32 protein-coding genes are annotated in these 26,604 nt (G+C 66.3%); 8 read left to right on the top strand and 24 right to left on the bottom strand.

Annotation, left to right across the window (positions count from 1 at the left end):
* Positions 1–26: 26 nt before the first annotated feature.
* The 22 genes from E7773_RS12930 to thiS form a co-directional block, all read right to left on the bottom strand.
* Entirely contained in the window at positions 27–1,577 is a 1,551-nt protein-coding gene (locus E7773_RS12930) for a M56 family metallopeptidase (RefSeq protein ID WP_293991952.1), read from the bottom strand.
* Positions 1,574–1,942, bottom strand: a complete 369-nt coding sequence (locus tag E7773_RS12935; protein ID WP_293991954.1) for a BlaI/MecI/CopY family transcriptional regulator — start codon at positions 1,940–1,942, stop codon at positions 1,574–1,576. Before E7773_RS12935 ends, E7773_RS12930 begins: the two co-directional genes overlap by 4 nt.
* Before the next feature lie 284 nt (positions 1,943–2,226).
* Positions 2,227–3,513 carry a glycosyltransferase gene (locus tag E7773_RS12940; protein WP_293991957.1) on the bottom strand — a complete coding sequence of 429 codons (1,287 nt, stop codon included), beginning with the start codon at positions 3,511–3,513 and terminating at the stop codon, positions 2,227–2,229.
* 24 nt (positions 3,514–3,537) lie between these two features.
* Positions 3,538–3,867, bottom strand: a complete 330-nt coding sequence (gene grxD, locus E7773_RS12945; protein ID WP_293991960.1) for a Grx4 family monothiol glutaredoxin — start codon at positions 3,865–3,867, stop codon at positions 3,538–3,540.
* 27 nt (positions 3,868–3,894) lie between these two features.
* The gene (locus E7773_RS12950) at positions 3,895–4,125 is read right to left on the bottom strand and encodes a BolA family transcriptional regulator (RefSeq protein ID WP_293991962.1); all 231 of its coding nucleotides are present in this window, start codon (positions 4,123–4,125) and stop codon (positions 3,895–3,897) included.
* Positions 4,125–4,448 carry a DUF1476 domain-containing protein gene (locus tag E7773_RS12955; protein WP_293991965.1) on the bottom strand — a complete coding sequence of 108 codons (324 nt, stop codon included), beginning with the start codon at positions 4,446–4,448 and terminating at the stop codon, positions 4,125–4,127. The genes E7773_RS12950 and E7773_RS12955 overlap by 1 nt, the downstream gene beginning before the upstream one ends.
* Before the next feature lie 65 nt (positions 4,449–4,513).
* Entirely contained in the window at positions 4,514–5,515 is a 1,002-nt protein-coding gene (locus E7773_RS12960) for an NADPH:quinone oxidoreductase family protein (RefSeq protein ID WP_293991967.1), read from the bottom strand.
* Positions 5,478–6,107: a 3-isopropylmalate dehydratase small subunit gene (leuD, locus tag E7773_RS12965; RefSeq protein WP_293991970.1), complete on the bottom strand. Its 630-nt coding sequence runs from the start codon at positions 6,105–6,107 to the stop codon at positions 5,478–5,480. The genes E7773_RS12960 and leuD overlap by 38 nt, the downstream gene beginning before the upstream one ends.
* Before the next feature lie 100 nt (positions 6,108–6,207).
* On the bottom strand, positions 6,208–7,641 hold the full coding sequence (leuC, locus tag E7773_RS12970; protein WP_293991972.1) for a 3-isopropylmalate dehydratase large subunit: 1,434 nt from the start codon (positions 7,639–7,641) through the stop codon (positions 6,208–6,210).
* 25 nt (positions 7,642–7,666) lie between these two features.
* The gene (locus E7773_RS12975; protein ID WP_293992309.1) at positions 7,667–8,638 is read right to left on the bottom strand and encodes an NAD(P)-dependent oxidoreductase; all 972 of its coding nucleotides are present in this window, start codon (positions 8,636–8,638) and stop codon (positions 7,667–7,669) included.
* Positions 8,639–8,642: 4 nt separating this feature from the next.
* A complete protein-coding gene (locus E7773_RS12980; protein ID WP_293991975.1) occupies positions 8,643–9,320 on the bottom strand; it encodes a ferritin-like domain-containing protein in 678 nt (225 codons plus the stop codon).
* Positions 9,321–9,364: 44 nt separating this feature from the next.
* A complete protein-coding gene (locus E7773_RS12985; protein ID WP_293991979.1) occupies positions 9,365–10,012 on the bottom strand; it encodes a 3-oxoacid CoA-transferase subunit B in 648 nt (215 codons plus the stop codon).
* Positions 10,012–10,335, bottom strand: coding sequence for a DUF5076 domain-containing protein (locus tag E7773_RS12990; protein WP_293991981.1), 324 nt, complete (start codon positions 10,333–10,335; stop codon positions 10,012–10,014). The genes E7773_RS12985 and E7773_RS12990 overlap by 1 nt, the downstream gene beginning before the upstream one ends.
* Positions 10,332–11,468, bottom strand: a complete 1,137-nt coding sequence (locus E7773_RS12995; RefSeq protein WP_293991983.1) for an HAD family acid phosphatase — start codon at positions 11,466–11,468, stop codon at positions 10,332–10,334. Before E7773_RS12995 ends, E7773_RS12990 begins: the two co-directional genes overlap by 4 nt.
* Positions 11,465–12,175, bottom strand: coding sequence for a CoA transferase subunit A (locus E7773_RS13000; protein WP_293991986.1), 711 nt, complete (start codon positions 12,173–12,175; stop codon positions 11,465–11,467). Before E7773_RS13000 ends, E7773_RS12995 begins: the two co-directional genes overlap by 4 nt.
* A 71-nt stretch (positions 12,176–12,246) precedes the next feature.
* Entirely contained in the window at positions 12,247–12,939 is a 693-nt protein-coding gene (locus E7773_RS13005; RefSeq protein ID WP_293992312.1) for a VIT family protein, read from the bottom strand.
* Between the two features lie 15 nt (positions 12,940–12,954).
* Complete coding sequence (locus tag E7773_RS13010; protein ID WP_293991989.1) at positions 12,955–13,608, bottom strand: HAD-IA family hydrolase; 654 nt, start codon at positions 13,606–13,608, stop codon at positions 12,955–12,957.
* Positions 13,605–14,345: a glutathione S-transferase family protein gene (locus tag E7773_RS13015; protein ID WP_293991992.1), complete on the bottom strand. Its 741-nt coding sequence runs from the start codon at positions 14,343–14,345 to the stop codon at positions 13,605–13,607. Before E7773_RS13015 ends, E7773_RS13010 begins: the two co-directional genes overlap by 4 nt.
* Complete coding sequence (locus E7773_RS13020) at positions 14,342–15,262, bottom strand: SMP-30/gluconolactonase/LRE family protein (protein WP_293991994.1); 921 nt, start codon at positions 15,260–15,262, stop codon at positions 14,342–14,344. The genes E7773_RS13015 and E7773_RS13020 overlap by 4 nt, the downstream gene beginning before the upstream one ends.
* Before the next feature lie 118 nt (positions 15,263–15,380).
* Positions 15,381–15,563 (bottom strand): CsbD family protein, encoded by a 183-nt coding sequence (locus E7773_RS13025; protein ID WP_293991996.1) that lies wholly within the window; start codon positions 15,561–15,563, stop codon positions 15,381–15,383.
* An 89-nt stretch (positions 15,564–15,652) separates the two neighbouring features.
* Positions 15,653–16,441, bottom strand: coding sequence for an alpha/beta hydrolase (locus tag E7773_RS13030; protein ID WP_293991998.1), 789 nt, complete (start codon positions 16,439–16,441; stop codon positions 15,653–15,655).
* Between the two features lie 11 nt (positions 16,442–16,452).
* Positions 16,453–17,457 (bottom strand): sulfur carrier protein ThiS, encoded by a 1,005-nt coding sequence (gene thiS / locus E7773_RS13035; protein ID WP_293992314.1) that lies wholly within the window; start codon positions 17,455–17,457, stop codon positions 16,453–16,455.
* A 61-nt stretch (positions 17,458–17,518) separates the two neighbouring features.
* Here thiS and aroQ point away from each other — a divergent pair, with 61 nt between their 5' ends.
* From aroQ to arsC, 7 genes are all read left to right on the top strand, one after another.
* Entirely contained in the window at positions 17,519–17,953 is a 435-nt protein-coding gene (gene aroQ, locus E7773_RS13040; RefSeq protein ID WP_293992001.1) for a type II 3-dehydroquinate dehydratase, read from the top strand.
* 49 nt (positions 17,954–18,002) lie between these two features.
* On the top strand, positions 18,003–18,485 hold the full coding sequence (gene accB / locus E7773_RS13045) for an acetyl-CoA carboxylase biotin carboxyl carrier protein (protein ID WP_293992003.1): 483 nt from the start codon (positions 18,003–18,005) through the stop codon (positions 18,483–18,485).
* A 110-nt stretch (positions 18,486–18,595) separates the two neighbouring features.
* Positions 18,596–19,963: an acetyl-CoA carboxylase biotin carboxylase subunit gene (accC, locus tag E7773_RS13050; protein WP_293992006.1), complete on the top strand. Its 1,368-nt coding sequence runs from the start codon at positions 18,596–18,598 to the stop codon at positions 19,961–19,963.
* A gap of 20 nt (positions 19,964–19,983) precedes the next feature.
* Complete coding sequence (locus tag E7773_RS13055; RefSeq protein ID WP_293992008.1) at positions 19,984–20,496, top strand: hypothetical protein; 513 nt, start codon at positions 19,984–19,986, stop codon at positions 20,494–20,496.
* Positions 20,497–20,514: 18 nt separating this feature from the next.
* A complete protein-coding gene (locus tag E7773_RS13060; protein ID WP_293992009.1) occupies positions 20,515–21,177 on the top strand; it encodes a hypothetical protein in 663 nt (220 codons plus the stop codon).
* A gap of 26 nt (positions 21,178–21,203) precedes the next feature.
* On the top strand, positions 21,204–22,451 hold the full coding sequence (locus tag E7773_RS13065) for an MFS transporter (RefSeq protein WP_293992010.1): 1,248 nt from the start codon (positions 21,204–21,206) through the stop codon (positions 22,449–22,451).
* The gene (gene arsC / locus E7773_RS13070) at positions 22,448–22,786 is read left to right on the top strand and encodes an arsenate reductase (glutaredoxin) (protein WP_293992013.1); all 339 of its coding nucleotides are present in this window, start codon (positions 22,448–22,450) and stop codon (positions 22,784–22,786) included. The genes E7773_RS13065 and arsC overlap by 4 nt, the downstream gene beginning before the upstream one ends.
* Positions 22,787–22,827: 41 nt before the next feature.
* Here the strand turns inward: arsC and E7773_RS13075 are convergent, their stop codons facing one another.
* Both E7773_RS13075 and E7773_RS13080 read right to left on the bottom strand, forming a co-directional pair.
* Positions 22,828–23,490 (bottom strand): hypothetical protein, encoded by a 663-nt coding sequence (locus E7773_RS13075; protein WP_293992015.1) that lies wholly within the window; start codon positions 23,488–23,490, stop codon positions 22,828–22,830.
* A gap of 70 nt (positions 23,491–23,560) precedes the next feature.
* Positions 23,561–24,310, bottom strand: a complete 750-nt coding sequence (locus tag E7773_RS13080) for a TonB family protein (RefSeq protein WP_293992017.1) — start codon at positions 24,308–24,310, stop codon at positions 23,561–23,563.
* Between the two features lie 70 nt (positions 24,311–24,380).
* On the opposite strand from E7773_RS13080, the gene purL reads away from it, so the two are divergent.
* Positions 24,381–26,594, top strand: a complete 2,214-nt coding sequence (purL, locus tag E7773_RS13085) for a phosphoribosylformylglycinamidine synthase subunit PurL (RefSeq protein WP_293992019.1) — start codon at positions 24,381–24,383, stop codon at positions 26,592–26,594.
* Positions 26,595–26,604: the final 10 nt, after the last annotated feature.

The following is a 26,604-nucleotide window of genomic DNA, read 5'->3' on the forward strand; positions in this document are numbered from 1 at the left end:
CCGCCCCATTCCCCTCCCCGGCCCGCTCAATCGGGCTTGGCCATGTCCGCTTCCATGTCGCGGATCGCTTCGTCGATCCCCTCGAGCGCTTCGCGGCGCTTGTCGCCCGACAGCGAGCTGTCGTTTGCCATTCGCTCGCGCGCGCGGCGCAAGCCTTCGAGCGCGCGGCCGTAGGCCAGGCGCTGCACGTCCTGCGCGCGGACCGCCTGATCCGCCGCGCGGCTCGCCATGCGTTCGATGCGGTCGGTGCAGATGATCATGACGTGCTTGCCGCCCTCAACCCTGCGCACCACGGTTTCCTTGTCGCCGCCCCTGCCGCGCATGCAGTTGCCGGAGCGGATATCGGGCATGTCCTTGAGCTCGGGCATGTTCGGCAGGTCGGGCATCACCGCCACGTCGGGCATGTCGGGCAGGTCGCGCACGTCTTCGCTGATCGTCTTGCCGTCCTTGTCGATCTTGATGATCTTGATCTTCTTCACTCGCGTCGGCGACTTGGGCGCTTCGGGCGGCGCGAACCCGGCGGGCGGCGCCGGGGGTGCCGGCAAATCCGATCCTTCGGGCATTGCCGGGGGGGCGGGCGGCGCGGTCTGCAACTTCGCATCGAGCCGCGCGATATCGATGCCCGTGGCTTTCTCCACGCCGGCGCGCACGCTGGCGGCGGCGGCGGTGCCGCTCGCGGTGAGGCCGAGCCCCCCGATCATCAGCGCAGCGACGGCAGCACCGCCCAGTGCTCGGGTGACGCGCGAACGCGGTCCGGTTGTAAGCATTCTCAGTCGTCCTTTCAGGTCGTTTATCGTGTGGAGGTGGCACGCCGCGGAGACGGCGCCGCCGTGCGCGGCCTTGACGATTGCGCAGGCATAGGTGTGACGGTCGACCGCCGAACGGCCGGCGAGCACACGGGCGTCGTTGGCCATTTCCTGGTCGCTGCGGAACGCGCGGAAAGCGCGCCAGGCGAGCGGGTTGAACCAGTGCAGCGCGAGCACCGCGAGCGCGACCCAATTGGCGACCAGATCGCCGCGCTGGTGGTGACCGAGCTCGTGGAGCAGCGCGAGCTCGCGCTCTTCGGCGTCGTAACGTTCGGTGAAATCGCGCGGGAACGCGACGTAGCGGCGGAAGATGCCGAACGCGAGCGGGCCGGAAGCGGCGCCCGTCTCGATCACCTCGACCGCGCCGGCGCGCTCGGTTCGCGTGCTGCCCGCGATCATCCGCCGGCAAAAACGCCAGTGGCTGACCGCGTGCCAGCACAGGAACGCCGCCGCGCCCACGCCCCACAGCACGGCCAAGGGCAAACCGAGCGAGGAAAACAGGGACGTGGGCGCAACGGCCGAGCCTCCGAGCGGCTCGATCACGTAGACAGTCAGCGTTTCGCTCGCGCGTTGCGCCAGCGCAGGCGCCGCGGTTTCGCGCCAGGCGGGAAGCTGCGGCAAGGGCGGCAACGCGAGGCGGATCGCCGGGAGCGCCCACAGCGCGTAGGCGATGCCCGGCCCGAACGCGCGGCGAACGGGGCCGCGGATGACGAGCACGATCGCCATCAGCACGGCGGAGGCGACCAATGCCTCGATCGCCCAGCCGATCACGACTTGAGATCCTTCAGCAGCGCTTCGATCTCGGCGATGTCCTGCGCGGTCAGCTGATCGCGCTCGGCGAGGTGGGCGACCAGCGGGGTCAGCTTGCCGCCGAACAGCCGGTCGATCAGCCGCTGCGATTCACCCGCGACATAATCCTCGCGCGCGACGATCGGGCGGTAGAGGTAGCGACGCCCCTCTTCCTCGTGCGAAATCACGTTCTTGGCGAGGAGCCGGCCGAGCAACGTCTTGACGGTGTTGGCGCTCCAGTCGCGTTCGGCGGGGACGCGCTCGGCGACGTCCTGGGCGCTGAGCGGGCTTTGATCCCACAGCACCTCCATCACGGCATGTTCGGCATCGCTGATTCGTTCGGCCACGATTCGCTCCCGCTTTGACTACGTATGTAATCGCAGCGATTACGGTTGTGGTCAAGTGGGATCGATCGACACCCCGAAAGTGCCTGAAATCGTCGGAAAAACTTACAGCGCGCGAGGCCAGCGCCGGGTCATTAACCATCGTCTGCCGCAGGAAACCGCGCCGCGCTTCGTTTGGCACGCGCCCTGCAACGTATCGCGTGCCCGAGCGGTTTCCCGCTTCAGCAGGGTGGACCGGCGCCTCCCCCGATCTCGCGCCGGTCCACCCTCACCCGGCTTTTCCAGAATTATTCGGCAGCGACAGGTATCGAGTCGGTCGGCATGCCACTGCGGTAGCGCCATCCTCGGCCCGACCGCGCACGCGCGGCGGCGTGCATCATCGCGCGCGGGTAGATGTCGTTGAACAGATTCTCGAAGGTCCGCCGCCAGCTGAAATTGGCCTCGACGTGCGCGCGCGCCGCGGCACCGACGGCGCGATGATCGCCGCGCCACAGCTGAGCGACGTTCGCCGCCATCGCGGTCGTGTCGTCGACACGCCCGAGCAGCCCCAGCCCCGCCGGCACGCGATCGGGCATCGCGCCCGATGCGACGCCGACCACCGGCAGCCCACACGCTTGCGCCTCGATCACTGAAATCCCGAACGTCTCGTCCGCCATCGCCGACACGTAGAGATCCGACGATGCCAGCGCGCGGGCGAGCTCGGCACGATCTTTCTCGAAACCGTGAAAGGCGATCGGCAAGCCCTTCGCTTCGGCCTGCAGCCGCGCCATCAGCTTGCCGTCGCCCATCATCACCATCGCCGCGTCGAGATCGGCGGGCAATTTCTTGAACATCGCGATCAGCCGATCGGCGCGCTTCTCGTTGTCGATCCGGCCGGCATAGATCAACAGCGGCCCCGTACCGCCCAAGCCGAGTTCGCGGCGAAAGACCGGGTCGCGCTTGTCGGGCGAGAACATGCTCGTGTCGACACCGAGCGGCAGCACGTCGGTGCGCGTGACCTTGCGCGCGGCGAGCGCTTGGCGCGCGTCCTCGCTCAGCGTGTAGACCCAGTCGAATTCGCGATAGGTGATCTCGGCATAACCGTAGATCAGCCAGCGCAGCGCCCGCGCGACTGGCTCGCCGAACTTCTCCTTCCCCACGCGATAGACGTGCGCATTGGGAAAATCGGTGCGGTACCCGGCGACCAGCGCGGTTTCCGGAAACGCCTTGCGGTGATTGATCGCGGTCCAGGGCAGCACCCACGGACACAGCGACTCGATCACGTCCGGGCGGTACTTGGCCAGGATGTCGCGCACCACCTTCGTACGCAGGATGAAACGGTAATTGGGGCTGCCGTGCACCGGTTTCGCACCGACCTCCGCGAAGATGTGGCGGCCGTTGACGGTGATTCTGTCCTCTGGCCCCGGCACGATCTGCAGCAGGTGATGCGGCGTGTGCGTCAGCACGTAATCGCGCTTCTCGCGCAGGTACGTACTGATCCCGCCGCCGCCGGAGGGCGCGTAGCTTTGCGTCAGGTCACAGAGGATCAGCGGACCCGTCCCCGGTCCGCGCTTCAGCTCGCCTTCGTATAGCATCGTACGCCTTACATGATCGATCGGTTACGTGTGCGTAACGCCCTGATCGGCCATGAGTTGCGCGAGCTCGCCGCTTTCGTACATTTCCATCATGATGTCGGACCCGCCGACGAACTCGCCCTTGACGTACAATTGCGGGATGGTCGGCCAGTCGCTGAACGCCTTGATGCCCTGACGCACCTCCTGGTCTTGCAGCACGTCGGTGCTGTCGAACTCGACGCCGAGATGCTGGAGAATCGCGACGGCGCGGCTCGAAAAGCCGCATTGCGGAAACAACGGCGTGCCCTTCATGAACAGCATGACGTCGGCGCCGTTGACGATACCGGCGATGCGGTCGTGGGTGGGATCGGTCATCGGTAGAACTCCTTCACTCGGCGGCGCCTATTCGACAGATGTGGTAAGCTGCAGCGCGTGCAACACCCCACCCATGCGGTCGCCCAACGTGGCATACACGGCCTGATGCTGGCGAACGCGCGGCATCCCGGCGAACGACGCGCTGACGACGCGCGCGGCATAATGGTCGCCGTCGCCGGCAAGATCGGTGATCTCGACTCGCGCATCGGGGATGCCCGAGACGATCAGCGCTTCGATATCGGCCGCGGCCATCGGCATTATTGCGATTCCATCAGCTGGCGACGCGCCTCGACGGCGTAATCGTCTATCGCTTTCCTGACCATCGCGTCGTCGACCTCGACCCCCGCCGCGGTCAGGTCGCCGAGCAGCTTGCGGACGACATCCTCGTCACCGGCTTCCTCGAATTCGGCATGGACGACTGCTTTCGAATAGGCATCGGCTTCTTCGGGCGTCAGCTTCATCAGCCCCGCCGCCCATTGCCCGAGTAATTTGTTGCGCCGCGCGACAACGCGAAACGCCATCTCCTCGTCGCGGGCGAACTTGGCTTCGTGCGCGCGCTCGCGGTCGTCGAAAGTGGTCATGGTCGCTCCCGGCCGGTTATTATGTCCTGGGAGATAAGGTCGCGGGCGCGCTATGGGAAGGGCCGTCAGTCCGCCACCTTCACCACGAGCTTCCCGATGGCGCCGCGCGCGGCCATCTTGGCGATCGCCTTGCCGCCGTCCTCGAATGCGAAGTTTTCGGTGACGCGCGGGGCGATCTTGCCGTCCTTCCACAGCCGGAACAGCCGGTCGATGTGCGCGGCGTTGGCCTTGGGGTCGCGCGCTGCAAAGGCCCCCCAGAACACGCCGCACACGTCGCAGCTCTTGAGCAAGGTGAGGTTGAGCGGCAGGCGCGGGATGCCGGCGGGGAAGCCGACCACCAAATAGCGCCCTTCCCAGCCGATAGAGCGTAGTGCCGGCTCGGCGTAGTCGCCGCCGACCGGATCGTAGATTACGTCGTAGCCGGTCTTGCCACCTGCCGCCTTGAATGCTTCCGCGAGCGCCTTGGACTGATCCTTGTCGAACGGCGCGCGGCCGTAGACGATCGTCTCATCCGCGCCAGCCTCGCGGCACGCCGCAGCCTTTTCCTCGCTCGACACCGCCGCGACGACGCGCGCGCCGAACGCCTTGCCAAGTTCGATCGCCGCCAGCCCGACCCCGCCCGCCGCGCCGAGCACGAGCAGGCAATGCCCTTCCTTCAAATGCCCGCGATCGAGCAACGCATGGATCGTCGTGCCATAGGTCAAGATTAGCGACGCACCCTCTTCGAAAGTGCGTCCGTCGGGCAGCGGGTAGAGACTCGCCGCGGGCACTGCGACCTTTTCGACCAGTCCGCCCGATCCGGTGGTGCACAACACGCGGTCGCCGGGTTTGAACTTGGTGACACCCTCGCCGACGCTGTCGACCACGCCCGACACTTCGCTGCCCGGCGCGAACGGGCGCGGCGGCTTCATTTGATATTTGTCCTCGATGATCAGCACATCGGGGTAATTGATGCTGCACGCCTTGACCGCGACGACCACCTGACCCGGACCCGCGACCGGATCAGGCAATTCGTCCATCACCAGCGTTTCAGGGCCGCCCGGTTCCTTCGACAGCAACGCCCGCATGCTTGGTCTCCCGGCTGAGCCACGGGCGCTCGGCAGCGACCGCGGATTCGTATTTCGAAATCGCGGTATCCCTTGCCAGCGTCAGCCCGATCTCGTCCAGCCCTTCCATCAGGCATTGGCGGCGGAACGGGTCGAGCGAAAATTCGAAGCGATCCTGGAAGGGGGTTGTGACGGTCATCGTCTCGAGATCGACGGTGATTTGGTCGGTGCGCGCCACCTCGACCAACCGGTCGATCGCGTCCTGCGGCAGGACCACGGGCACGATTCCGTTCTTGACCGCATTGCCCGAGAAGATATCCGAATAGCTCGGCGCGATCACCGCGACGATGCCCATGTCCCTGAGCGCCCAGGCGGCATGCTCGCGGCTCGACCCGCAGCCGAAATTGTCGCCCGCGATCAGGATCGGTGCGCTGGCGTAGCGGGGATCGTCGAAGATGTTGCCGGGTGTGCTACGAACGGTCTCGAACGCGCCCTTGCCCAGCCCGGCGCGCGAAATCGTCTTGAGCCAATGCGCCGGGATGATGACGTCGGTGTCGATGTTCTTCGCGCCCCACGGATAAGCGCGGCCTTCGACCCGACGGACCGGGTTCACTTGGCCGTCTTGTCTGCCGGCACGGGCGTCGCCATCGCGGCATAGGCGGCCACGCCGCTCAGGACCGAACCGATCACCAGCAGAACGAGTACGCGTTTCATCACTCAACCCCCATCAACTCTCTAACGTCGGTCAACCGGCCCATCACCGCCGCCGCCGCCGCCATCGCCGGGGAAACCAGATGTGTCCGTGCGCCCGGCCCCTGCCGTCCTACGAAATTCCGGTTCGAGGTGGAAGCGCATCTCTGACCAGCCGGTACTTTATCGGGGTTCATTGCCAGGCACATCGAGCATCCGGGCTCGCGCCACTCGAACCCGGCGGCCAGGAAGATGCGGTCGAGCCCCTCGGCCTCTGCCTGCCGCTTGACGAGGCCCGAACCGGGAACGACCAGCGCGCGGACGCCGTCGGCGACATGGCGGCCGTTGGCGACGGAAGCCGCGGCGCGCAGGTCCTCGATCCGGCTGTTGGTGCAGCTGCCGATGAAGACATGCTCGATCCCGACGTCCTGCATTGCTGTGCCTGGGGTCAGGCCCATGTAATCGAGCGATTTCTGCGCGGCGATGCGCTTCGACGGATCGGCGAAGCTTTCGGGGTCGGGCACGGCACCGGTGATCGGCACGACATCCTCGGGGCTGGTGCCCCACGTCAGCGAGGGCGCGATGTCGGTTGCCGATAGGGTGACGGTGGCGTCGTAGCGCGCGCCCGGATCGCTCGGCAGCGTCCGCCACCACGCGACTGCCCAGTCCCACTCGTCGCCCCCCGGCACCATCGGGCGGCCCTTCAGATACTCGAACGTCTTGTCATCGGGTGCGATAAGCCCGGCGCGCGCGCCGCCTTCGATCGACATGTTGGCGACGGTCAGGCGTCCCTCGATAGAGAGGCCGCGGATCGTGTCGCCGGTATATTCGACGACATGGCCGGTCCCGCCCGCAGCACCGATCCGCCCGATGATCGCGAGCACAACATCCTTCGCCGACACGCCGAAACCGAGCGCGCCCTCGACGCGCACTTCCATCGTCTTCGACTGCTGGAGCAACAACGTCTGCGTCGCCAGCACATGCTCGACCTCGCTGGTGCCGATCCCGAACGCCAACGCGCCGAGCGCGCCGTGCGCCGAGGTATGGCTGTCGCCGCAGACGAGCGTTGTCCCCGGCAGCGTGAAGCCCTGTTCGGGCCCGACGACATGGACGATCCCCTGCTCCGCGGCGAGTGCATCGATATAGGGGACGCCGAACTCGGCGACGTTGCGGCGCAACGCTTCGAGCTGGTTGGCGCTCTCCGGATCGACGATCGGGATCGGCGCGCCGGTCGCGTCAACGCGGGGCGTGGTCGGCAAATTATGGTCGGGCACCGCCAGCGTCAGATCGGGCCGCCGCACCGTGCGCCCGCCCGCGCGCAGCCCCTCGAATGCCTGTGGGCTGGTCACTTCGTGTACCAGATGCCGGTCGATATAGATCAGGCACGTCCCGTCGTCGCGCCGCTCGACGACGTGCGCGTTCCAGATCTTTTCGTAGAGGGTGAGCGGAGCCGCCATCTTGCGCGCCCTACTCGCTTGTTGCTCAATCGCAAGCCACAAAGGAATTTTGTTGCGCGGGCGAGGTGTAGCTTGCGTCGTGTTCGAACGGATGTTCGCGCCCTTCGCGTAGCGCCGCGGTAACGGCCGCGAAGTCGGTTGCGCAGCGAAAGCCCAACTCGCGCTCGATCAGCCCGGCATCGTAGATCCGCCCGATGCTCGCCGGCAGCGACCAGCCGCGCGCCGCGTAAAGCTCCGCGGCATCCGGAAAATATCGCGCGATCACCGCCCGCGCATCGCGTTTCAGCTCGGCAGCGTCACCTCGCGCAAACGGCGTCGGCGCGGAGACGATATACGTCCCGAACCCGACCTCCGGCGCCCGTTCCAGCGCCGCGACATGCGCCGCCGCGCAATCGGCGACTGTCAGGCGGCGGTTGAGAAATTCGTTCGCTTTCATGTTCTCGCCCGACAGGTCGCGATGCGTGTCGTCGTCCTCGGGGAAGAAGCGCGCGGTACGGAGCACGATCACCGGCAACCCGGTCTCGGCATGCACCAGCCGGCACGTCTCTTCGGCGGCGCGCTTCGTCACGCCGTAGATATTGCGCGGGCTGAGCGGCCCGCTCGTCTCGTCCAGCCACACCGCTTCGTCGGACGTTTCGTCGCGGATCGCCTGGGTGATCATAAGCGACGTAGTCGAGGTAAACACGAACCGCTCGACCCCCGCTGCGACCGCTTCTTCGAGCAGGTTGAGCGTCCCCGTCACGTTGACGTCGACGAATGCCTGCCGCGGATAGCGCACGATGTCGGGCTTGTGCAGCGCCGCCGCATGGATCACGCCCTCGATCCCGTGGCTCAGCATCGTCCGCTCGACCAGCGCGCGGTCGGCGACTGTCCCCACCACCTGCGTGTCCGGTCCCGGCGCGACGTCAAGCCCCGTCACCTCGTGCGCGGCATCGCGCAGCATCGGCGCGAGATAGCGGCCGAGCCATCCCGTCGATCCGGTCAGCAGGATGCGCATGGTGTTACGCGGCAACGAGCGGCCTGGGCGCCGGCTCGTTCTCGTTCGCATCGGCCCAGTCGGTGCGGCGCGGCAGCCACGGGTTGAGGAACAGGAAGGGGATTTTCAGAAACAGCAACTCGCGGTGGATCCAGAAATCGGTCAGCCGCTCGGTCCATTTCGCCTGCCGCCGCCCGGTCCGCGCCAGCCAGTCGCGATACGGCATCCAGTGGCTCGGCTCGTCCTTCTCGACGATCCGGAAGATGCGCAGCATCACCGGGTCGTGCTTGATCAGCGGCGACTTCAAGAGCTTCTCGACCTGCCACATCCCGCGCATCTCGGTCAGCATGATCACGCGGCACAGCCGCTCGAACATATCGGGGGAATCGATCACCTTTTGGGTGTCGAGCTCGTCGATCGTCACCCCGAAGATGATCTCGACGAAACGGTCGATATGGCCGAGCGCGCGGTCGACCTTGAGCGGCATCGTACCCTGCAATTCGAACCAGCGGCGGAACATCATGTAATGCTTGCGCTCGTCGGCGCGGTGTTTCTCGATCGCGGCGATGAAGACATGGTCGTCGGGCGCGCGCACCCGCACCGCTTCCAGCACGCGGTCGATCGACGTGTACCCGCGGTGCTCGTTATAGATGTAGATCGACGCGAGCACGTCGAGATAGCGGCGGCGGAACGCTGCGAACATGCAGGAACGTTACTCTTCGTCGCCATTCCCGACAATCACAAGGATCAGGCTGTCGCCATCGCTTCATAGCTCGCGGTCGTCTTCGCCGCGAGCTCGTCCGCGGTCACGCCGGGCGCGATCTCGATCAGCCGGAACGGCGAATGGTGGTCGGGCCGCTGGAAAACGGCAAGGTCGGTAATGATCATATCGACCACGTTCTTGCCGGTCAGCGGCAAGGTGCAGGACGGGATGAACTTCGGGTCGCCGTTCTTCGACGTGTGCTCCATTACGACGATGATCTTCTTGACCCCGGCGACCAGGTCCATCGCGCCGCCCATGCCCTTGATCATCTTGCCCGGGATCATCCAGTTGGCGATGTCGCCATTCTCCGCGACTTCCATCGCGCCGAGCACGGTCAGGTCGATATGCCCGCCGCGAATCATCGCGAAGCTCTGCTCCGAGCCGAAATAGACCGATTGCGGCAGCTCGCTGATCGTCTGCTTGCCGGCGTTGATCAGGTCGGGGTCGACCTGGTCGTCATAGGGAAATGGCCCGATCCCGAGCATGCCGTTCTCGGACTGCAGCGTCACTTCGACGCCCGCCGGGATGTGGTTCGCGACCAGGGTCGGGATGCCGATGCCGAGGTTCACGTAATAGCCGTCGCGCAATTCCTTCGCGGCGCGCGCCGCCATGTCGTCGCGAGTCCAGGCCATCAATCGTCCTTTCTGGCCACCGCGATCGGCAGCGGCAAATCATTGGTCGGCGCATCGCGCTCGGCGGCCATTCCTTCCCAGATGCGATCGAGCATCTCGGCCTCGGGACGCCCCAGCGCCTTGCCCCACGCGGCGGCGGCATGGCGCGCGGCATCGACCAAGGCGATACCGAACATGGCTGGGTCGGCGCCCAGCGCGCGCGGGTTGATGAAATAGCTAGCCGGGCCATTATCCTTGGCCCAGGCACGCAGGAACTCGCGCCCCCCGCCCAGCATCTCGGCATAGGGTACCAGATCGATCGGGATCGGTTTGTCGTCGCTCATTTCGTTTGTCCCGGTGTCGGCGCTGGCGGGTAGACAACGACGGGCGGAGGTGCCGGGCTGACCGGCGCGGGCATGTTGCCGATCGATGGCCCAGGATCGGTCCAGCGCCGATTCTTCGGGAAGACGTCGTCGATATTGCCCTTGAGCGCCGTGCCGTAGACCGGGTTGGGCAGTACGAACCAGCCGTGCCCCCACAGCATGCGGAGCAGCGGCGAATTGGTCATCGCGCGGCGCGACGCCGGCGTCATGTCACCCGCGTTGAATAGGTCGGTGAAATCGCCGAGCTGGTCGCCGACCATCGCGATGACGCAATATTTGGCAGAGATCGCCCAGCGGCGCGCGTCCTTGCCGCCGCCCGTATTGCCGGCATCACCCTTGAGCCACAGATTCTTGAGGTGCACCGCCGGGCCAAGCCCCGCGAGCGTCAGCGCGGCAACGGTCGAATCCGCGGTCGCCACCGAACGGTTCGAATTATAGACCACGGTGATTCCGGCACGCTGTGCCGCGCGGATCGCTTCGAGCGCGCCCGGCACCGGCTCGACTGCGCCGATCCCGCTCGTTTCCCAACGGTCCCAGCGGCTCTGGTCGTACGGGCCGTTGCGCTGGCTGTCGTCGGCTTCGTAGCCCAGGTTCTGCAGTGCGGTTTCGTCGATGTCGAGGACCACCGCCGGCTGCTGGCTCGGCCCGCACGTCATGAATTTCGGCGCAGCGAGCGTCGCGTTGGGCGCGAGCACCACCGACTGCACCGGGTGCCCGACCTGAAAGTCGCTGGCGCGCGCGAGCAGGAAATCGGTCAGGCTGAGATACGCCTGGATGCTGATTGCCGACGCCTCGCCCGATCCGTAGAGATACTGCATCCCGGGCGGTACGCTGTCCGGCACCGCGGGCGGCGGAGCGGTGGGAAGCGGCGTCGCTTGGCCCGGCGCATCCGCGGGCGTCGCGGGTTGTGCCGCCGCCGCGACAGCAACCGGCGTGCCGCGTCGCGATGACGACGGCAGGTCTTCGTCGCGCTTCTTGTCGAAGAACTTCTTCTTGCCGATCAGCGCGCCCGAAATAATGGGCGCGGCGGCGGCGATGCAGCCGTTGAGCGACATGCTGCCCGCGAGCAGCGCCAGTGCGAAAGCGCGCCTCATGCCGCGGCCCGCTCGCGAACGGTGCGGAACTCGATCTTCTTGTCGTACGGCGCGCCGACGATCATTCGGTTGACGTAGATGCCCGGCAAATGGACCTGGTCGGGATCGAAGCTGCCGACGGGGACGACTTCCTCGACCTCCGCTACGCAGACGCGTCCTGCGGTCGCCATCGGCTGGTTGAAGTTGCGCGCGGTCTTGCGGAAGATCAGGTTGCCGCTCTCGTCGGCCTTCCACCCCTTGATGATCGACAGATCGGCGCGAATGCCGCGCTCGAGGATGTAATCCTCACCGTCGAAATTCTTGACCTCCTTGCCGTCGGCGACCTGCGTCCCAACCCCGGTCTTGGTGTAGAAACCGGGAATCCCGGCCCCGCCCGCGCGGCAGCGCTCGGCGAGCGTCCCCTGCGGGCAGAATTCGACCTCCAGCTCGCCAGCCAGATATTGCCGTTCGAACTCCTTGTTCTCGCCGACGTACGAGCTGATCATCTTCCTGACCTGGCGCGTGCGCAGCAGCTTGCCGAGCCCTTCACCGTCGATCCCGGCATTGTTGCTGGCGATCGTCAACTCCTTGGTCCCGGCGTCGCGGATCGCGTCGATCAGCCGCTCCGGGATGCCGCACAGGCCGAACCCCCCCGCGCAGATCGTCATGCCGTCGAACAATACGCCGTCGAGCGCCGACGCGGCATCGGGATATAATTTACGGGCCATGCGGACTCCCTAATGATTTCCGGCGAATAGAAGCGCGGCGGTGCCGGGGCAAGCCGCAGAGGTTGCGATCGCTAGACGCGCGTCCCGAACACGCGTCCGATCGCAAAGGTCGCCGCGAGTGCGAGCGCGCCCCAAAACACCACGCGAAGCGCGCCACGCACGATGTTCGCCCCGCCTACGCGGGCGCCGATCCCGCCCGTTATGGCCAACAGGACGAGCGTGATGCCGATCACCGCGACGACAAGCCGCTCGCCGCCGAAGAGCAGGGTCGCCAAAACCGGGACGATCGCACCCGCCGCGAAACTGGCCGCCGACGCCAGCGCCGCCTGTATCGGCCGCGCCGCCAGATTCTCGCTGATTCCCAGTTCGTCGCGCAGGTGAGCGCCAAGCGCGTCGTGCGCCATCAACTGATCGGCGACTCGCAGCGACAGATCATGGTCGAGGCCGCGCTGGCGGTAGATTGCCGCCAGCTCGCGCCGTTCCGCATCGGGTTCGTCGGCCAGTTCCGCCTTTTCGCGCGCGATATCGGCGCGCTCGGTGTCGGCCTGGCTGCTGACCGAAACATATTCGCCGGCCGCCATCGACATCGCCCCCGCGACGAGCCCCGCCACGCCCGTCAGCAACACCGACGATTGGCTGGCATTCGCCGCTGCCACGCCGACGATCAGGCTGGCGGTCGACAGGATACCGTCGTTCGCACCGAGCACGGCGGCGCGCAACCAGCCGATGCGTTGGACGAGATGGCCCTCGTGATGCCTGCGGATCGCCACGCCGCGACGCTATAGCGTTCCCGCGCCCAAGCCCAGTGCTACCTCGAGATCGGCGAGCGCTTGATCTTCCGAGATCACCTTGATCGCCGCCATGCCGAGTTCGGCGGCGGGTTTGCAGTTGATCCCCAAGTCGTCGAGATAGACACACTGCGCCGGAGCGACGCCGAGCGCATCGCACGCCATGTGGTAGATCGCCGGGTCGGGCTTGCGGATACCGACCTTCGAGCTTTCGACGACATGATCGAACCGCGCGAGGATGGCCGCGACGGCCGCGGCTTTTTCCGCGGTCCGCGCCATTCCCGCCCCGCTGCCGGTCGGCACGTTGTTGGTAATGCACCCGATCCGGTAGCCGTTGGCTTTGAGCCAATCGAGCGCGGCGACCATCGCCGGGCGGATATCGCCCGCCAGCACTGCCAGCACGTCGTCGCCGCGCAATTCGTGACCCAGCGCACGCGCTTCCTCGGCGAAGATCGCATCGAACGTCGCGGCATCGATCTCCGCGCGCTCGAACCGTGCCCAGGCATTGCCGTCGCGTTCCAGCGCATTGATCCGGCGGATGATGTCGCGCGGCAGCCCACGCTCTTCCTCCAGCCGGTTGAACGCCTCGAACGGTGACGACGTGATCACCCCGCCGAAATCGAAGATGACGGTGTCGCGCGTCATACCGTCATCGGCCCGCGCCGCGGCTCCTTTGCGCGAATGCTTTGCGCCGTCACGTTCAGCCCCGCCGCCGCCAGCGCCACCGGAATTTCCTTGCCTGGCGTGGTCAGCATGATCTGCTCGAACACCATCGACCGCGCGAACAGCGGTGTCGCGGTGACATGGTCGATCCACGCCGCGACGCGCGGCCACCGGGCCGCATCCGGGCTCCAGCCCGCAAGCGCGGCGTTCCGGAAGAACGCGGCATAAGTCAGGTCGGTCATCGACAGATCTGCGAACAGGAAGCCGGCAAACGGCGCTTGCGTCTCCAGCCAGTCGATCGCCTCGGGCAATTCGTGCGCCAGCACCTGCACGACCGCCGCCTCATCGCATTCCTGCTGCCATACGCGCGGGCGGACGTTGCGCTGGAAGAACAGCTTCCAGATCATCACGTCGCCCAACCGGCTGTCCGCGAATTCCTCGAGCCAGCGCGCCCGCGCGCGCTCCGCCGGATCGCGCGGATAGAGCGGCTTCTCCGGGTAGCGGTCCTCCAGATACTCGCAAATCACCGTGGAATCGGGGATCACCAGGTCACCGTCGATCAGCACCGGGATACGGCGCAGCGGATTGAGCTTGGTGAACTCGTCGCTGCCGAAGAACGGCACGATCGGGTCGACTTCATAGTCCACGCCCTTGTGGTCGAGCGACAGGAACACCTTGCGCGCGTAGGGCGAGACGTGATTGCCGATGATGCGGATCATGCGTTGTACGCCAACTTCAAACCGGGCCGCGGCCAGCGCATCTTCGCCAGCCGCCCGGTGCCCGACAGGCAAATATAGGCATCCATCATGTCCGTCCCGCCCCAGCAGATGTTGGTGGTGAAGATGTCGTCGGTCGGCACGAACTCGACCAGCTCGCCCGCCGGCGAAATCACGCTGATCCCGCATTCGCCGATCGTTGCGACGCAGATGTTGCCGCTCTCCTCGACCCCGAGCGAATCGAAGAATTTGTACCCCGCCGGGCGATAGAGCGGAATGCCGGGACCACCCGGCCCCGCGGTGCCGTCGACCTGCCCCGGCGCAGTCACATCGAACGCCATCAGCCGGCACGTATAGGTTTCCGCGGCATAGAGTCGCTTGCCGTCGGGTGACAGGCCGACACCGTTGGGATTCTCGCTCGGGAAGATCACTTCCTCGAGGTGGCTGCCGTCGGCCTTCGCATAGAAAATGCCGGTGACGTCGCGCTCCCGTTCGCGCGTCTTGCCGTGGTCGGTGAACCAGAACCCGCCGGCGTCGTCGAACACGATGTCGTTGGGCCCGCGCAGCACGCAGCCGAAATCCCCGTCCTTGTAGAGGATCTCGACGGCGCCAGTCGCTAAGTCGATCCGTTCGATCCGCCCCCCCGAATAATCATCGGCCTGTCCGTGCGGCGCGAGGAGGCCGTTGCGGTCGACATAGTTGAACCCGCCGTTGTTGCAGCAGTAGAGCTTGCCATCGGGGCCGATCGCCAAGCCATTAGGCCCGCCGCCGGGTTCGGCCACCGTTTCCTTCGATCCATCAGGTCGCACGCGCGTGATCCGGCCGGCGGCGATCTCGACCAGGACGATGCTACCGTCGGCCATCGCCACCGGTCCTTCGGGAAAGCGCAATCCGTCGGTGACAATCTCGTAATCCGGCATGTCCGCTCCCCCGATGAAAGCCACTCTTGCCGCGTCGAGTCGGCAAAGAAAAGGGGCCGCCCGGTACCAGGCGGCCCCTCCCACATCAGCCAAATGACGGCGTCGAGCCGCGCAGCGATCAGATATCGTCGCCCAGCGCGCCTTTCACCTTGCCGATGAGCTGTTCGGCCTTGCCCTTGCCCTGTTGGGCCACGCCTTCGTCGTGCAGTTCGGCATCGCCCTGGTGGCCGCCGATCGCTTGCTTCGCCTTGCCGACCGCTTCGTCGACATTGCCTTTGACCTTGTCGGTGAGTTCACCCATCGAAACGCTCCTGTCGTTTCGCTTCGCGCGGACGGGGGTATCCGCGTATAAGCTGCGGAAATTGAAACGGTTATCCGAGCGCGCGGTTCCTAGGGGAAGACGCGTTTCAGAAACCCCAGCACCGCCGCCCAATTCTCGTCCGCACCGGCCGGGTTCTTGGCCGGGTTGAGCGTCGACGACCCATGGACGCCGCTGCGCGGGACGTATTGCAGACGGTCGGTGCTGGCCGTCGCGGCGACGATCGCCTTGGCCGCAGCCTCCTCCTCCAGCGCGTTCGCCGAGGTGACGAAGACCGGCACCGTCACCTTCGCGGCTGCGGCCTCGACCATCTTCTTGTCGTCGAAATATTCGCCGGGGGAGAAGGCGATCACCGCCTTGACGCTGTTCTTCGCATCTTGAGCATTAGCGAGCAGAAAAACGAGGCTCGCCGAGTAGCTCGATCCCCACAACACGACCGGCAACCCTTTAGCATCGGCCCATTTGAGCGCGATTTCGAGGTCGGGCAGCGCGCCGAGATAATCGGTCTTGCCGGTATAGCCCACCATCGTGCGGTTGGCGCCGTAGAGGTTGCCGCCGATGCGCTGATCGATCGCCAGCGCCGAATAGCCAGCGCGCGCCAGCCGCGGCGCGATGTCGGCATATTCGCCGCTCGACGACCCCGCTTGATGGAACAGCAGGATCAGCGCCTTGGGCTCGGCCGCCGGATAATAGGTGCCGTACACCGTGACGCCGTCGATCGCCGTGAGCGTCACCGGTTGCGGCGCGGGCGCAGGTTTTGCGGCGCCTTCGTTGACCAGCGACTGCTGGTTCTCGACCTCGGGTTTGCCGCCGTTGCAGGCGGCGAGCAGCGATGCGCCCGCCAGGATCCACAGACGCATGCGCGCTCCTCTCAAATCAGCCCCGCGAGCGGACTGGACGGATCGGCGTACATCCGCCGCCCCATTCGTCCTGCGAGATAGGACAAACGCCCGCTTTCGACCGCCAGTTTCATCGCGCGCGCCATCATGACCGGATCCTTGGCTTCGGCGATCGCCGTGTTCATCAGCACCCCATCGCAGCCGAGTTCCATCGCGACGCCGGCATCCGAAGCGGTACCCACTCCCGCATCTACCAGCACCGGCACCTTCGCGCCCTCGACGATCAGCCGGACGGTCACGCGATTCTGGATCCCCAGTCCCGACCCGATCGGTGCGCCGAGCGGCATGATCGCCACCGCGCCGGCCTCTTCCAACTGCTTCGCGGCGATCGGGTCGTCGACGCAATAGACCATCGGCTTAAAGCCGTCTTTGACCAGGATTTCCGTGGCTTTGAGCGTTTCCCTCATATCGGGATAAAGCGTCCGCGCCTCGCCCAGCACCTCGAGCTTGACCAATTCCCAGCCTCCCGCCTCGCGCGCCAGCCGCAGCGTGCGGACCGCGCTGTCGGCGTCGAAACAGCCGGCGGTGTTGGGCAGGTAGGTGATCTTCTGCGGGTCGATGAAATCGGTCAGCATCGGCGCGGTCGAATCGCTGACGTTCACGCGACGCACCGCCACCGTGACGATCTCCGCCCCCGATGCTTCGACCGCGGCGGCGTTCTGCGCGAAATCCTTGTACTTACCGGTCCCGACGATCAGCCGCGAGCGGAACGTCTTGCCCGCCACGGTCCAGCTGTCGTCGGTCTTCACCGTCGCATGGTCGCCGCCGCCGACGAAATGGACGATCTCGATCTCGTCGCCATCCTCGACCATCACTTGCGCCAGCGTCGAGCGCGGCACGACCTCCAGATTGCGCTCCACCGCGACCTTTTCGGGGACGAGTCCGAGCTCCGCGGCAAGCTGCGCGAGTGAAAGGTCAGCCGCGACTCGGCGGTGCTCGCCATTCACGGTGATCGAGACGGTGCCGTCGGTGTGCATGGTATTCATCGCAATTCGCGATATAGGGACGCAGGCCAGAGCGCCACACGGAAAGGCTGTCGTGCCCGAAACAATTCTCGTCCTGAACGGCCCCAATCTCAACCTGCTCGGCACGCGCGAGCCGGAGATTTACGGGGCGGACACGCTCGACGACATCGCCGGGCGGCTGACCGAGCGCGGCAAGGAACTGGGCTTCGCGATCGACGTGCGGCAATCGAACCACGAGGGGCATCTGGTCGACTGGCTCCACGAATCGCAGGACCGCGGGGTCAAGGCCATCCTGCTCAACGCCGGCGCCTTCACGCACACGTCGATCGCGCTGTTCGACGCGATCAAGGCAATCAACGTGCCGGTGATCGAGGTGCATTTGTCGAACCCGCTGACGCGCGATTCCTTCCGGCACGCCAGCTTCGTGGGTCGTGCCGCACGCGGAACCATTTCCGGGTTCGGGGCGCTATCGTATATGCTCGCGCTTGAAGCCGCCGCCCGTCTCTGACAATGGGCGCGCCTTTGACTCAGCCCGAATACGGGCAGAAGAGGGTTGCATGGCAGAAGACAAGAACAGTGGGGCGATGCGGGTCGATGTCGAGCTGGTCCGCCAACTCGCAGCGTTGCTCGATGACACCAACCTGACCGAGATCGAGGTCGAAGACGGCGACCGCAAGGTCCGAGTCGCACGGCAAGGCGGCCCCGTTGCGCCTGCGCCCGTCCATTACGCCCCGGCGCCCGCGGCCCCAGCCGCCGCGCCGGCGTCCGCCGCTCCGGCAGCCGAAGCGCCCGCCGCGCCGAGCGCCGCCAACGCGGTCAAGTCGCCGATGGTCGGAACGGTCTATCTGACCCCCAACCCCGAAGCGAAGCCGTTCATCGCGGTCGGGCAAAAGGTCGCCGCGGGCGACACGCTCCTCATCATCGAGGCGATGAAGGTGATGAACCCGATCACCGCGCCGAGCGCCGGCACCATCACCGCGATCCTGGTCGACACCGGCCAGCCGGTCGAATTCGACCAGCCGCTCGTCGTCGTCGAGTAACGCGCTTTTTTATGCGCCGCACCGGCCCGCTCCCCCACCCGACCGCCCAATCAGTTTATTCTATGGGCGGCCGGGTGGGGGAGCGGGCCGGTGCGGTCTAGGAATCAAGAATGCCCGAGATCAAGAAACTGCTGATCGCCAATCGCGGCGAAATCGCGTTGCGCATCCACCGCGCGTGCCACGAAATGGGGATCAAGACGGTCGCGGTGCACTCGACCGCCGACGCCGATGCGATGCACGTGCGGCTGGCCGACGAGGCGATCTGCATCGGGCCGCCGCCCGCGGGCGAATCGTATCTCAACGTGCCGCGCATCATCTCCGCCGCCGAAATTTCGGGCGCCGACGCGATCCATCCGGGCTACGGTTTCCTAAGCGAGAACGCCAAGTTCGCCGAGATCATCGAAGCGCATGGCATCATCTTCGTCGGACCCAAGCCCGAGCATATCCGCACGATGGGCGACAAGATCGAGGCGAAGCGCACCGCGGGCGCGCTCGGCCTGCCGCTCGTCCCCGGATCGGACGGCGCGATCAGCGATGTCGAGGAAGCGAAGAAGATCGCCGCCGAGGCCGGCTATCCGGTGATCATCAAGGCCGCATCGGGCGGCGGCGGGCGCGGCATGAAGGTCGTCTACGATCCCGACGAGCTCGAAACCCAGATGCAGCAGGCGGGCAGCGAGGCGAAGGCCGCTTTCGGCGACGCTACGGTCTATCTCGAAAAATACCTCGGCAACCCGCGCCACATCGAAGTCCAGGTATTCGGCGACGGTAACGGCAACGCGATCCATCTGGGCGAGCGCGACTGCTCGCTCCAGCGCCGCCACCAGAAGGTGCTCGAGGAAGCGCCCTCCCCTGTCCTGTCGTCCGAAGAGCGCCAGCGGATCGGCGGCATCTGCGCCAAGGCGATGGCCGACATGGGCTATCGCGGCGCGGGAACGATCGAGTTCCTGTGGGAAGACGGCGAATTCTACTTCATCGAAATGAACACCCGGCTGCAGGTCGAGCACCCGGTGACCGAGGCGATCACCGGGCTCGACCTCGTGCGCGAGCAGATTCGCGTCGCGGAAGGTCATGGTCTCACGCTGCGGCAGGAAGACGTGCATTTCCGCGGCCATGCGATCGAATGCCGCATCAACGCCGAGGACCCCAAGACCTTCGCCCCCTCGCCGGGCCTCGTGAGCCAATATCACGCCCCCGGCGGGATGAACGTCCGCGTCGATAGCGGCCTCTACGCCGGCTACCGCGTGCCGCCCTATTACGATTCGATGATCGCCAAGCTGATCGTCTACGGCACCACCCGCGCCGGCGCGATCAGGCGCCTCCGCCGTGCGCTTGAGGAATATGTGATCGAAGGGATGAAGACCACGATCCCGCTCCACCGGGCGCTGATCGAGGACCCCGAGTTCCTCGAAGGGCAGTATACGATCAAGTGGCTCGAGGAATGGCTGGCGAAGCAGGAGGCCGCCGACCCGGCCGCGTGACGTCATGAAGGGGGGAAGCAATGCGGAAGACCGTTCTCCTTCTGGCGACGCTGGGGATCGCCGCCGCGCCCGCCTCCCCCGTCACCGCGCTCGCCGGGCGCTATTCCAGGCACTTCCAGAACGGGTTCGTCGATGGCTCCAAATACTGGTCCGACGATGTCGTCGAAATCGTGCCGGTCGACGCGACCCATGCCTATGTCCGCGCCGACCTGCAGTTCTACAACGGCCACCAATGCGGGATTTCCGCGATCGCGAAAGCGGTCGGCAACACGCTGGTCTACCGCGAGAAGGAAATATCGGCTTACGAAGGCAAGCAGCCGTGCACGCTGACCGTGTCGGTCAAGGGCGCCAAGCTGCTGCTCGACGACGGCGATGGCACCTGCAAGGCCTATTGCGGCGCGCGCGGTACGTTCAGCGGGTACGATTTCATCCCCGCCGCATCGAAGCGCCCGATCACCTATATGGCGCGGCTCAAGGGTTCCGACGAATATAAGGGCGCGATCGAGGACTGGAAGGCGGGCAAGGTCGAGTAGATACCGGAGGGGACTGCGATGTTCATCGGTCATTACGCGCCAGCGTTCGTCGCGGCGACCTCACCCAAATCACCGCGGTTGGGCGCCTTGTTCGTCGCCGCGCAACTCGTCGACATCGCGTTCTTCAGTTTCCTGATATTAGACGTCGAGCATTTGCGGTTCGTACCCCACGCGACCGCGATGAACGCGATGGACCTGTACGACATGCCGTGGACGCACAGCCTGGCCGGCGCGATCAGCTGGGGTGTATTGTTCGCGTTGGCGGTCAAGGCGATGCGCGGGAGCTGGACGGCGGGAGCGATAGGCGGCGCGGTGGTCGTATCGCACTGGCTGATCGACCTGCTCGTCCACCGTCCCGACCTGACGCTGGCGGGCCGCCCGCCCGCCCTCGGGCTTGGGCTGTGGAACCATCCGTGGGTCGAAATCCCGCTCGAACTGGCCTTCGCGTTCGGCGGATTGTGGTTCTTCGTCAGCCGCACACGCGCAATCGGCGCGGCGGGCCGATGGTCGCCGCTGGCGCTCGCCGTCGCGATGGCGGCGCTTCAGGCGGTCAACTGGCTGACCCCGCAGCCCGACGCGATCGCCCCCGCCCCGCCCGCGACCGGCTGGCTCGGGCTGTTCGCCTATGCCGTGCTAGCGGTGCTTGCCTGGTGGGTGGCGCGGACGCGGCGTTTGGCATAACCCTCCCCACCAAAGGGGAGAAGTGCATGTCGCTGGCCGCCGAATTGAAAGGGCTCAACCGCAAGCAAGTCCATTCGATCTGGGCGAGCTATCTCGGCTGGACACTCGACGCGTTCGATTTTTTCCTGCTCGTCTTCATGCTGTCGGCGATCGCGAAGGAATATCTGCCGGGCATGCCGACACCGGAAGCGATCAAGCAGGTTTCGGAAGCGACCTTCCTAACGCTCGCCGCGCGCCCGTTCGGCGCGTTCGCGTTCGGCTGGATGGCGGATCGGTTCGGGCGGCGACCGATCATGATGATCGTGATCCTGCTGTTCTCCGTCTTTTCGTTCGCCTCCGCCTTCGCGTGGAGCCTGACCAGCCTGTTCGTGATCCGTACCTTGTTCGGGTTCTGCATGGGCGGCGAATGGGGAATCGGCGCGAGCCTGGTGATGGAATCGATCCCGGCGAAGCTGCGCGGGCCAGTCTCCGGACTGCTCCAGTCGGGCTATCCGTCGGGCTATTTCCTCGCCAGCCTGGTCTTTTTCCTGCTGTTCGATCGGATCGGCTGGCGCGGCATGTTCATGGTCGGGATCGCGCCGGCGATCCTCGTTTTCCTGATCCGCATGCACGTCGACGAGAGCCCGGCGTTCGAAGCGCGGCGGCACGAGCGTCCCGCCAATCCGTTCGGCGAACTCGCGCGAAACTGGAGGATCGCACTCTATCTGATTGTCCTGATGACCGCTTTCAATTTCTTCAGTCACGGCACGCAGGACGTTTATCCGACCTTTCTCAAGGAACAGCACCATTTCGACACCCATCTGACGGGCATTCTGGCGATGGTCGGCAATGCCGGCGCGATCGTCGGCGGGATCGGCTTCGGCATTTGGTCCGAACGGATCGGACGCAAGCGCGCCATCGTCATCGCCAGCCTGATTGCGCTGCCCGTCATCCCACTCTGGGCGTTCAGCGCGACGCCGTTGCTACTGGGCGTCGGCGCCTTCCTGATTCAGGTCGCGGTGCAGGGTGCATGGGGCATCGTCCCGGTGCATCTGAACGAGCTGTCGCCCGCTCTAGTGCGCGGGATGTTCCCGGGGGTCGCCTACCAGCTCGGTAATTTGATCGCGTCGCGCAACCTGCCGATCCAGGCCGGTATCGCCGAAGCGCATGGCGGAAATTACGGCCTGGCGATGGCGCTGGTCGCGGGCATCACGGCGGTCGTGCTGGTGATCTGGACGCTCGTCGGCCCTGAGCGCACCGACGTCGATTTCCTGGCGACGGAGAACAAGGGATGAAGGCAACGATCTGGCACAATCCGCGCTGCTCGAAATCGCGCGAAACGCTCGCGATCCTGAACGACACGCCGGGGGTCGAGGTCGAGGTGGTCGATTACCTCAACCATCCGCCGAGCCGCGACGAGCTCAAGGCACTCTACGCCGCCGCCGGGCTGACCCCGCGCGAGGGGCTGCGCAGCGGCGAGGACGCGGCCAAGCTGCTGAGGGGCGCCAGCGACGACCAAATCCTCGATGCGATGGTGGCGCACCCGATCCTGATCGAGCGCCCGCTGGTCGAAACGCCCAAGGGCGTGCGGCTCGGCCGCCCGCCGGAGCGCGTGCGCGAAATCCTGTGATCCGCCGGAGCGGCATGTCGGCCGCTCCGGCGTCAGCGACGTCAGCCGGTCTTGACCTTCACCGTCGTCGTGGTCTTGGCGGCGGGGGCCGGTGCCTTGCGGACGACGCGGCGTTTCACCGCGCGACGAACGGGCACGCGTTTTTTTACGACGACGGTCTTGGCAACCGGCGCCGCGGTGGTCGTCGATGTCGTGACCACCGCCGTGGTCGGCGCGGGCGGCGGAGGCGGCGGGGCCGGCGGCGCGGCGATGATCACCGGAGCCGGGGGCGGCGCATTGCGCGCGGCGGCGGCGTCGGCCTCGGCAGCGCGAGCGCGCGCATCGGCATCGGCGGCGGCGCGCGCGGCGTCGGCGGCCTGCGCGTCGGCTGCGGCCCGGTCGGCACGCTCGCGATCGGCGCGCGCGCGCTGCGTTTCGTTGAGCGCCAGGTCGGCGAGCCGCGACGCGTCCTGGGCATCCACGATCGCCTTGTCCTTGCGGCTGGCCTTGAGGTCATCCTCGGCGATCCGGAGCGCGTCCTGCGCCTGCGTCAGCGTGCGGGGTGCCACGCCGCCCGTGCCGGCGCGGGCCGCGGCTTCGACCTTGCCGCGCGCTTCGGCGACAGCGGCGCGCGCGCGGTCCATCTTGCCCTCGGCCGAAGCCGGCGCGGACGCAACGATCAGGCCCAGCGCCGAGGCGCAGGCCAGCAGAGTGGTGGTACGCATGCAAATTCTCCTGTTGGGGAACCGCTGCACAACGTTCGTTACGCGGGCGGAGTTCCCCGCAGAGGCCGCGTCAGTGCCGGCGCGCGTCCTCGAAATTCCAGAACTGATCCTGCGTGACGCGCGACCGCACCGGCTGCTTGTTCTCGTCGAGCGACGGGCGAAACCGGAATTTCCGCTCCATCAGTTCGCAGGTCAGCCGGTCGAGCGCGGGATTGCCGCTCGAGCGCGTGATCCGGCAGTCATCGACCCGGCCGTCGGTTTCGACCGCGAAGATCACACCGACGACGAACTCGCGCCCCGATTCCGCCAGATAGTCCAGCTCGTCGGGCAGATCGCCCGACTTGATCCGTCCGCCGGTCTGGCGCGGCGGCGTGTCGGCGCCATCGCCGTCGCCGTCGCCGTCGCCCTCCCCGCCACTACCGAAGCCGTTGCCCGTGCCGCCGGCGCCGAACCCTGGCCCCGGGACCGGCGCCGCGCCCTGGGTCGATTGCACGCCGGTATTGGCGACCGGCGCCGCGGCCATGGACTGCGGCGGCGGCGGGATCACTGGCTTGGGGGCGACGAGCTCGGTCGCGGTCGAGCGCAGGTTGGCGGGCGATGCCGCACCCTCTTTCGAGCTGCTCCTCTTGGGCTGCGGCGGCGGAGGCGGCGGAGGCGGCGGTTGGTCTTTCGCCATCGAAAACAGCGCGATCTTGTCGCGCAACACGGGGGAGTTGCTCACCGCCAGACCGGCGATCAGCACCCACAACAGTGCGCCCTGCACCAGCAGCGCGCCAATCGCGCCCTTCCAGCGCTCCTCATGGCCAAGATAGCCTTCCATCCCTGCTATAACGCACGACTTGCCTGAACGGCGCGTGACGTTTGCCGCCCGCACCGCTATGCGCCCCGGCATGAGCGCCATCACCCCCCAGATCATCGCCGAGCACGGCCTGTCCCCCGACGAATACGACCGCGTGCTCCATGCGATGGGACGCGAGCCGAACCTGACCGAGCTCGGCATCTTTTCGGTGATGTGGTCCGAACATTGCTCCTACAAATCCAGCCGTATCCACTTGAAAAAGCTGCCAACGACCGCGCCGTGGGTGATTTGTGGACCCGGTGAGAACGCGGGCGTGATCGATATCGGCGACGGCCAGGCGGCGATCTTCAAGATGGAGTCGCACAACCACCCCTCGTACATCGAGCCGTATCAGGGCGCGGCGACCGGGGTCGGGGGCATCCTGCGCGATGTGTTCACGATGGGCGCGCGGCCGGTCGCGAACCTCAATGCGCTGCGCTTCGGATCGCCCGATCATCCCAAGATGCGCCACCTGATCGCAGGCGTGGTCCACGGCATCGGCGGCTACGGCAATTGCGTCGGCGTCCCGACGGTCGGCGGCGAGGTCAATTTCCACCCCGCGTATGACGGTAATATCCTGGTCAATGCGATGACCGTCGGCGTCGCGCAGACCGACAAGATCTTCTATTCGGCGGCGTCGGGCGTCGGCAATCCGATCGTCTATGTCGGCTCCAAGACCGGTCGCGACGGCATCCACGGCGCGACGATGGCGAGCGCGGATTTCGGCGAGGACAGTGAGGAAAAGCGCCCCACCGTCCAGGTCGGCGACCCCTTCACCGAGAAACTGCTGATCGAGGCATGCCTCGAACTGATGGCCAGCGACGCGATCGTCGCAATCCAGGACATGGGCGCCGCGGGCCTGACCTCCTCGTCGGTCGAGATGGCGTCGAAGGGCGGGGTCGGGATCGAACTGATCATGGACGACGTGCCGCAGCGCGAAACCGGCATGACGCCGTATGAAATGATGCTGTCGGAGAGCCAGGAGCGAATGCTCATGGTGCTCAAGCCCGGGCGCGAGGCGTTCGCCGAAGCGATCTTCCGCAAATGGGAGCTCGATTTCGCTGTCATCGGCACGGTGACAGATACCGGGCGCATGATATTGAAATGGCACGGCGATGTCGTCGCGGACATTCCGCTCGCGCCGCTGGCCGACGAAGCGCCGCTCTACGACCGGCCGCATGTCCCCACGCCCAAGCCGGCGGAACTCGCTGACGATCCCGAGAGCATCGACCTTGCTGCCGACCTGCTGACGTTGATGGGTTCGCCCGATATTGCCAGCCGCCGCTGGATCTGGGAGCAATACGACAGCCAAGTCGGCGCCGACACGGTCCAGCGCCCCGGCGGCGACGCCGCGGTGGTCCGCGTGCACGACACGCAGAAGGGTCTGGCGGTCACCACCGACTGCACCCCGCGCTATTGCTTCGCCGATCCGTTCGAGGGCGGCAAGCAGGCGATCGCGGAAGCCTGGCGCAATCTTTCCGCGGTCGGCGCGACGCCGCTCGCGGTGACCAACTGCCTCAATTTCGCCAACCCGCAACGCCCCGAGATCATGGGCCAGATCGTCGGCTGCCTTGAGGGGATGAGCGAAGCGTGCGTCGCGCTCGACTTCCCTATCGTGTCAGGCAACGTGTCGCTCTACAACGAAAGCAAGGCGACCGGGGGCGGATCGGCGATCCTTCCAACCCCCGCGATTGGCGGCGTCGGATTGCTCGACGATTACACCAAGTCGGCCACCATCGCGTTCAAGAATACCGGCGACGCGATCATCGCGGTCGGCGAGCGCGGCGGGCATCTCGGCCAGTCGGTCTGGTTGCGCGAGGTCCACGGCCGCGAGGACGGCCCCCCGCCCCCGGTCGACCTGCGCGCCGAGCGCCGCACGGGTGAGTTCGTTCGTGCCTGCATCGCCAAGGGCGCAATCAGCGCGTGCCACGACGTTTCGGACGGCGGGCTGGCGGTGACACTCGCCGAAATGGCGCTGGCGTCGGGGATCGGCGCGATCATCAACGAAGCGCAACCGTTCGGCGTCGCGGGCTCGTTCTTCGGCGAGGATCAGGGGTTGTATCTGGTCACCGTCCCCGACGACCATCTCGCCGAGTTCCTCGCCGATGCGGCGCAAGCCGACGTCCCGGCGGACCCGATCGGCCGGACGATCAGGGACCGGTTGATCTTCGAACTCGACGAAGGCGACTGGGCGATCCCGCTCGCCGATCTACGCGCCGCGCACGAAGGGTTTTTCCCGAAACTGATGGGCGACACGATCGCCTAGCGCGGTCGTG

It is taken from the genome of Sphingomonas sp. (genome assembly GCF_004799495.1).
Classification (GTDB): Bacteria; Pseudomonadota; Alphaproteobacteria; order Sphingomonadales; family Sphingomonadaceae; genus Sphingomonas.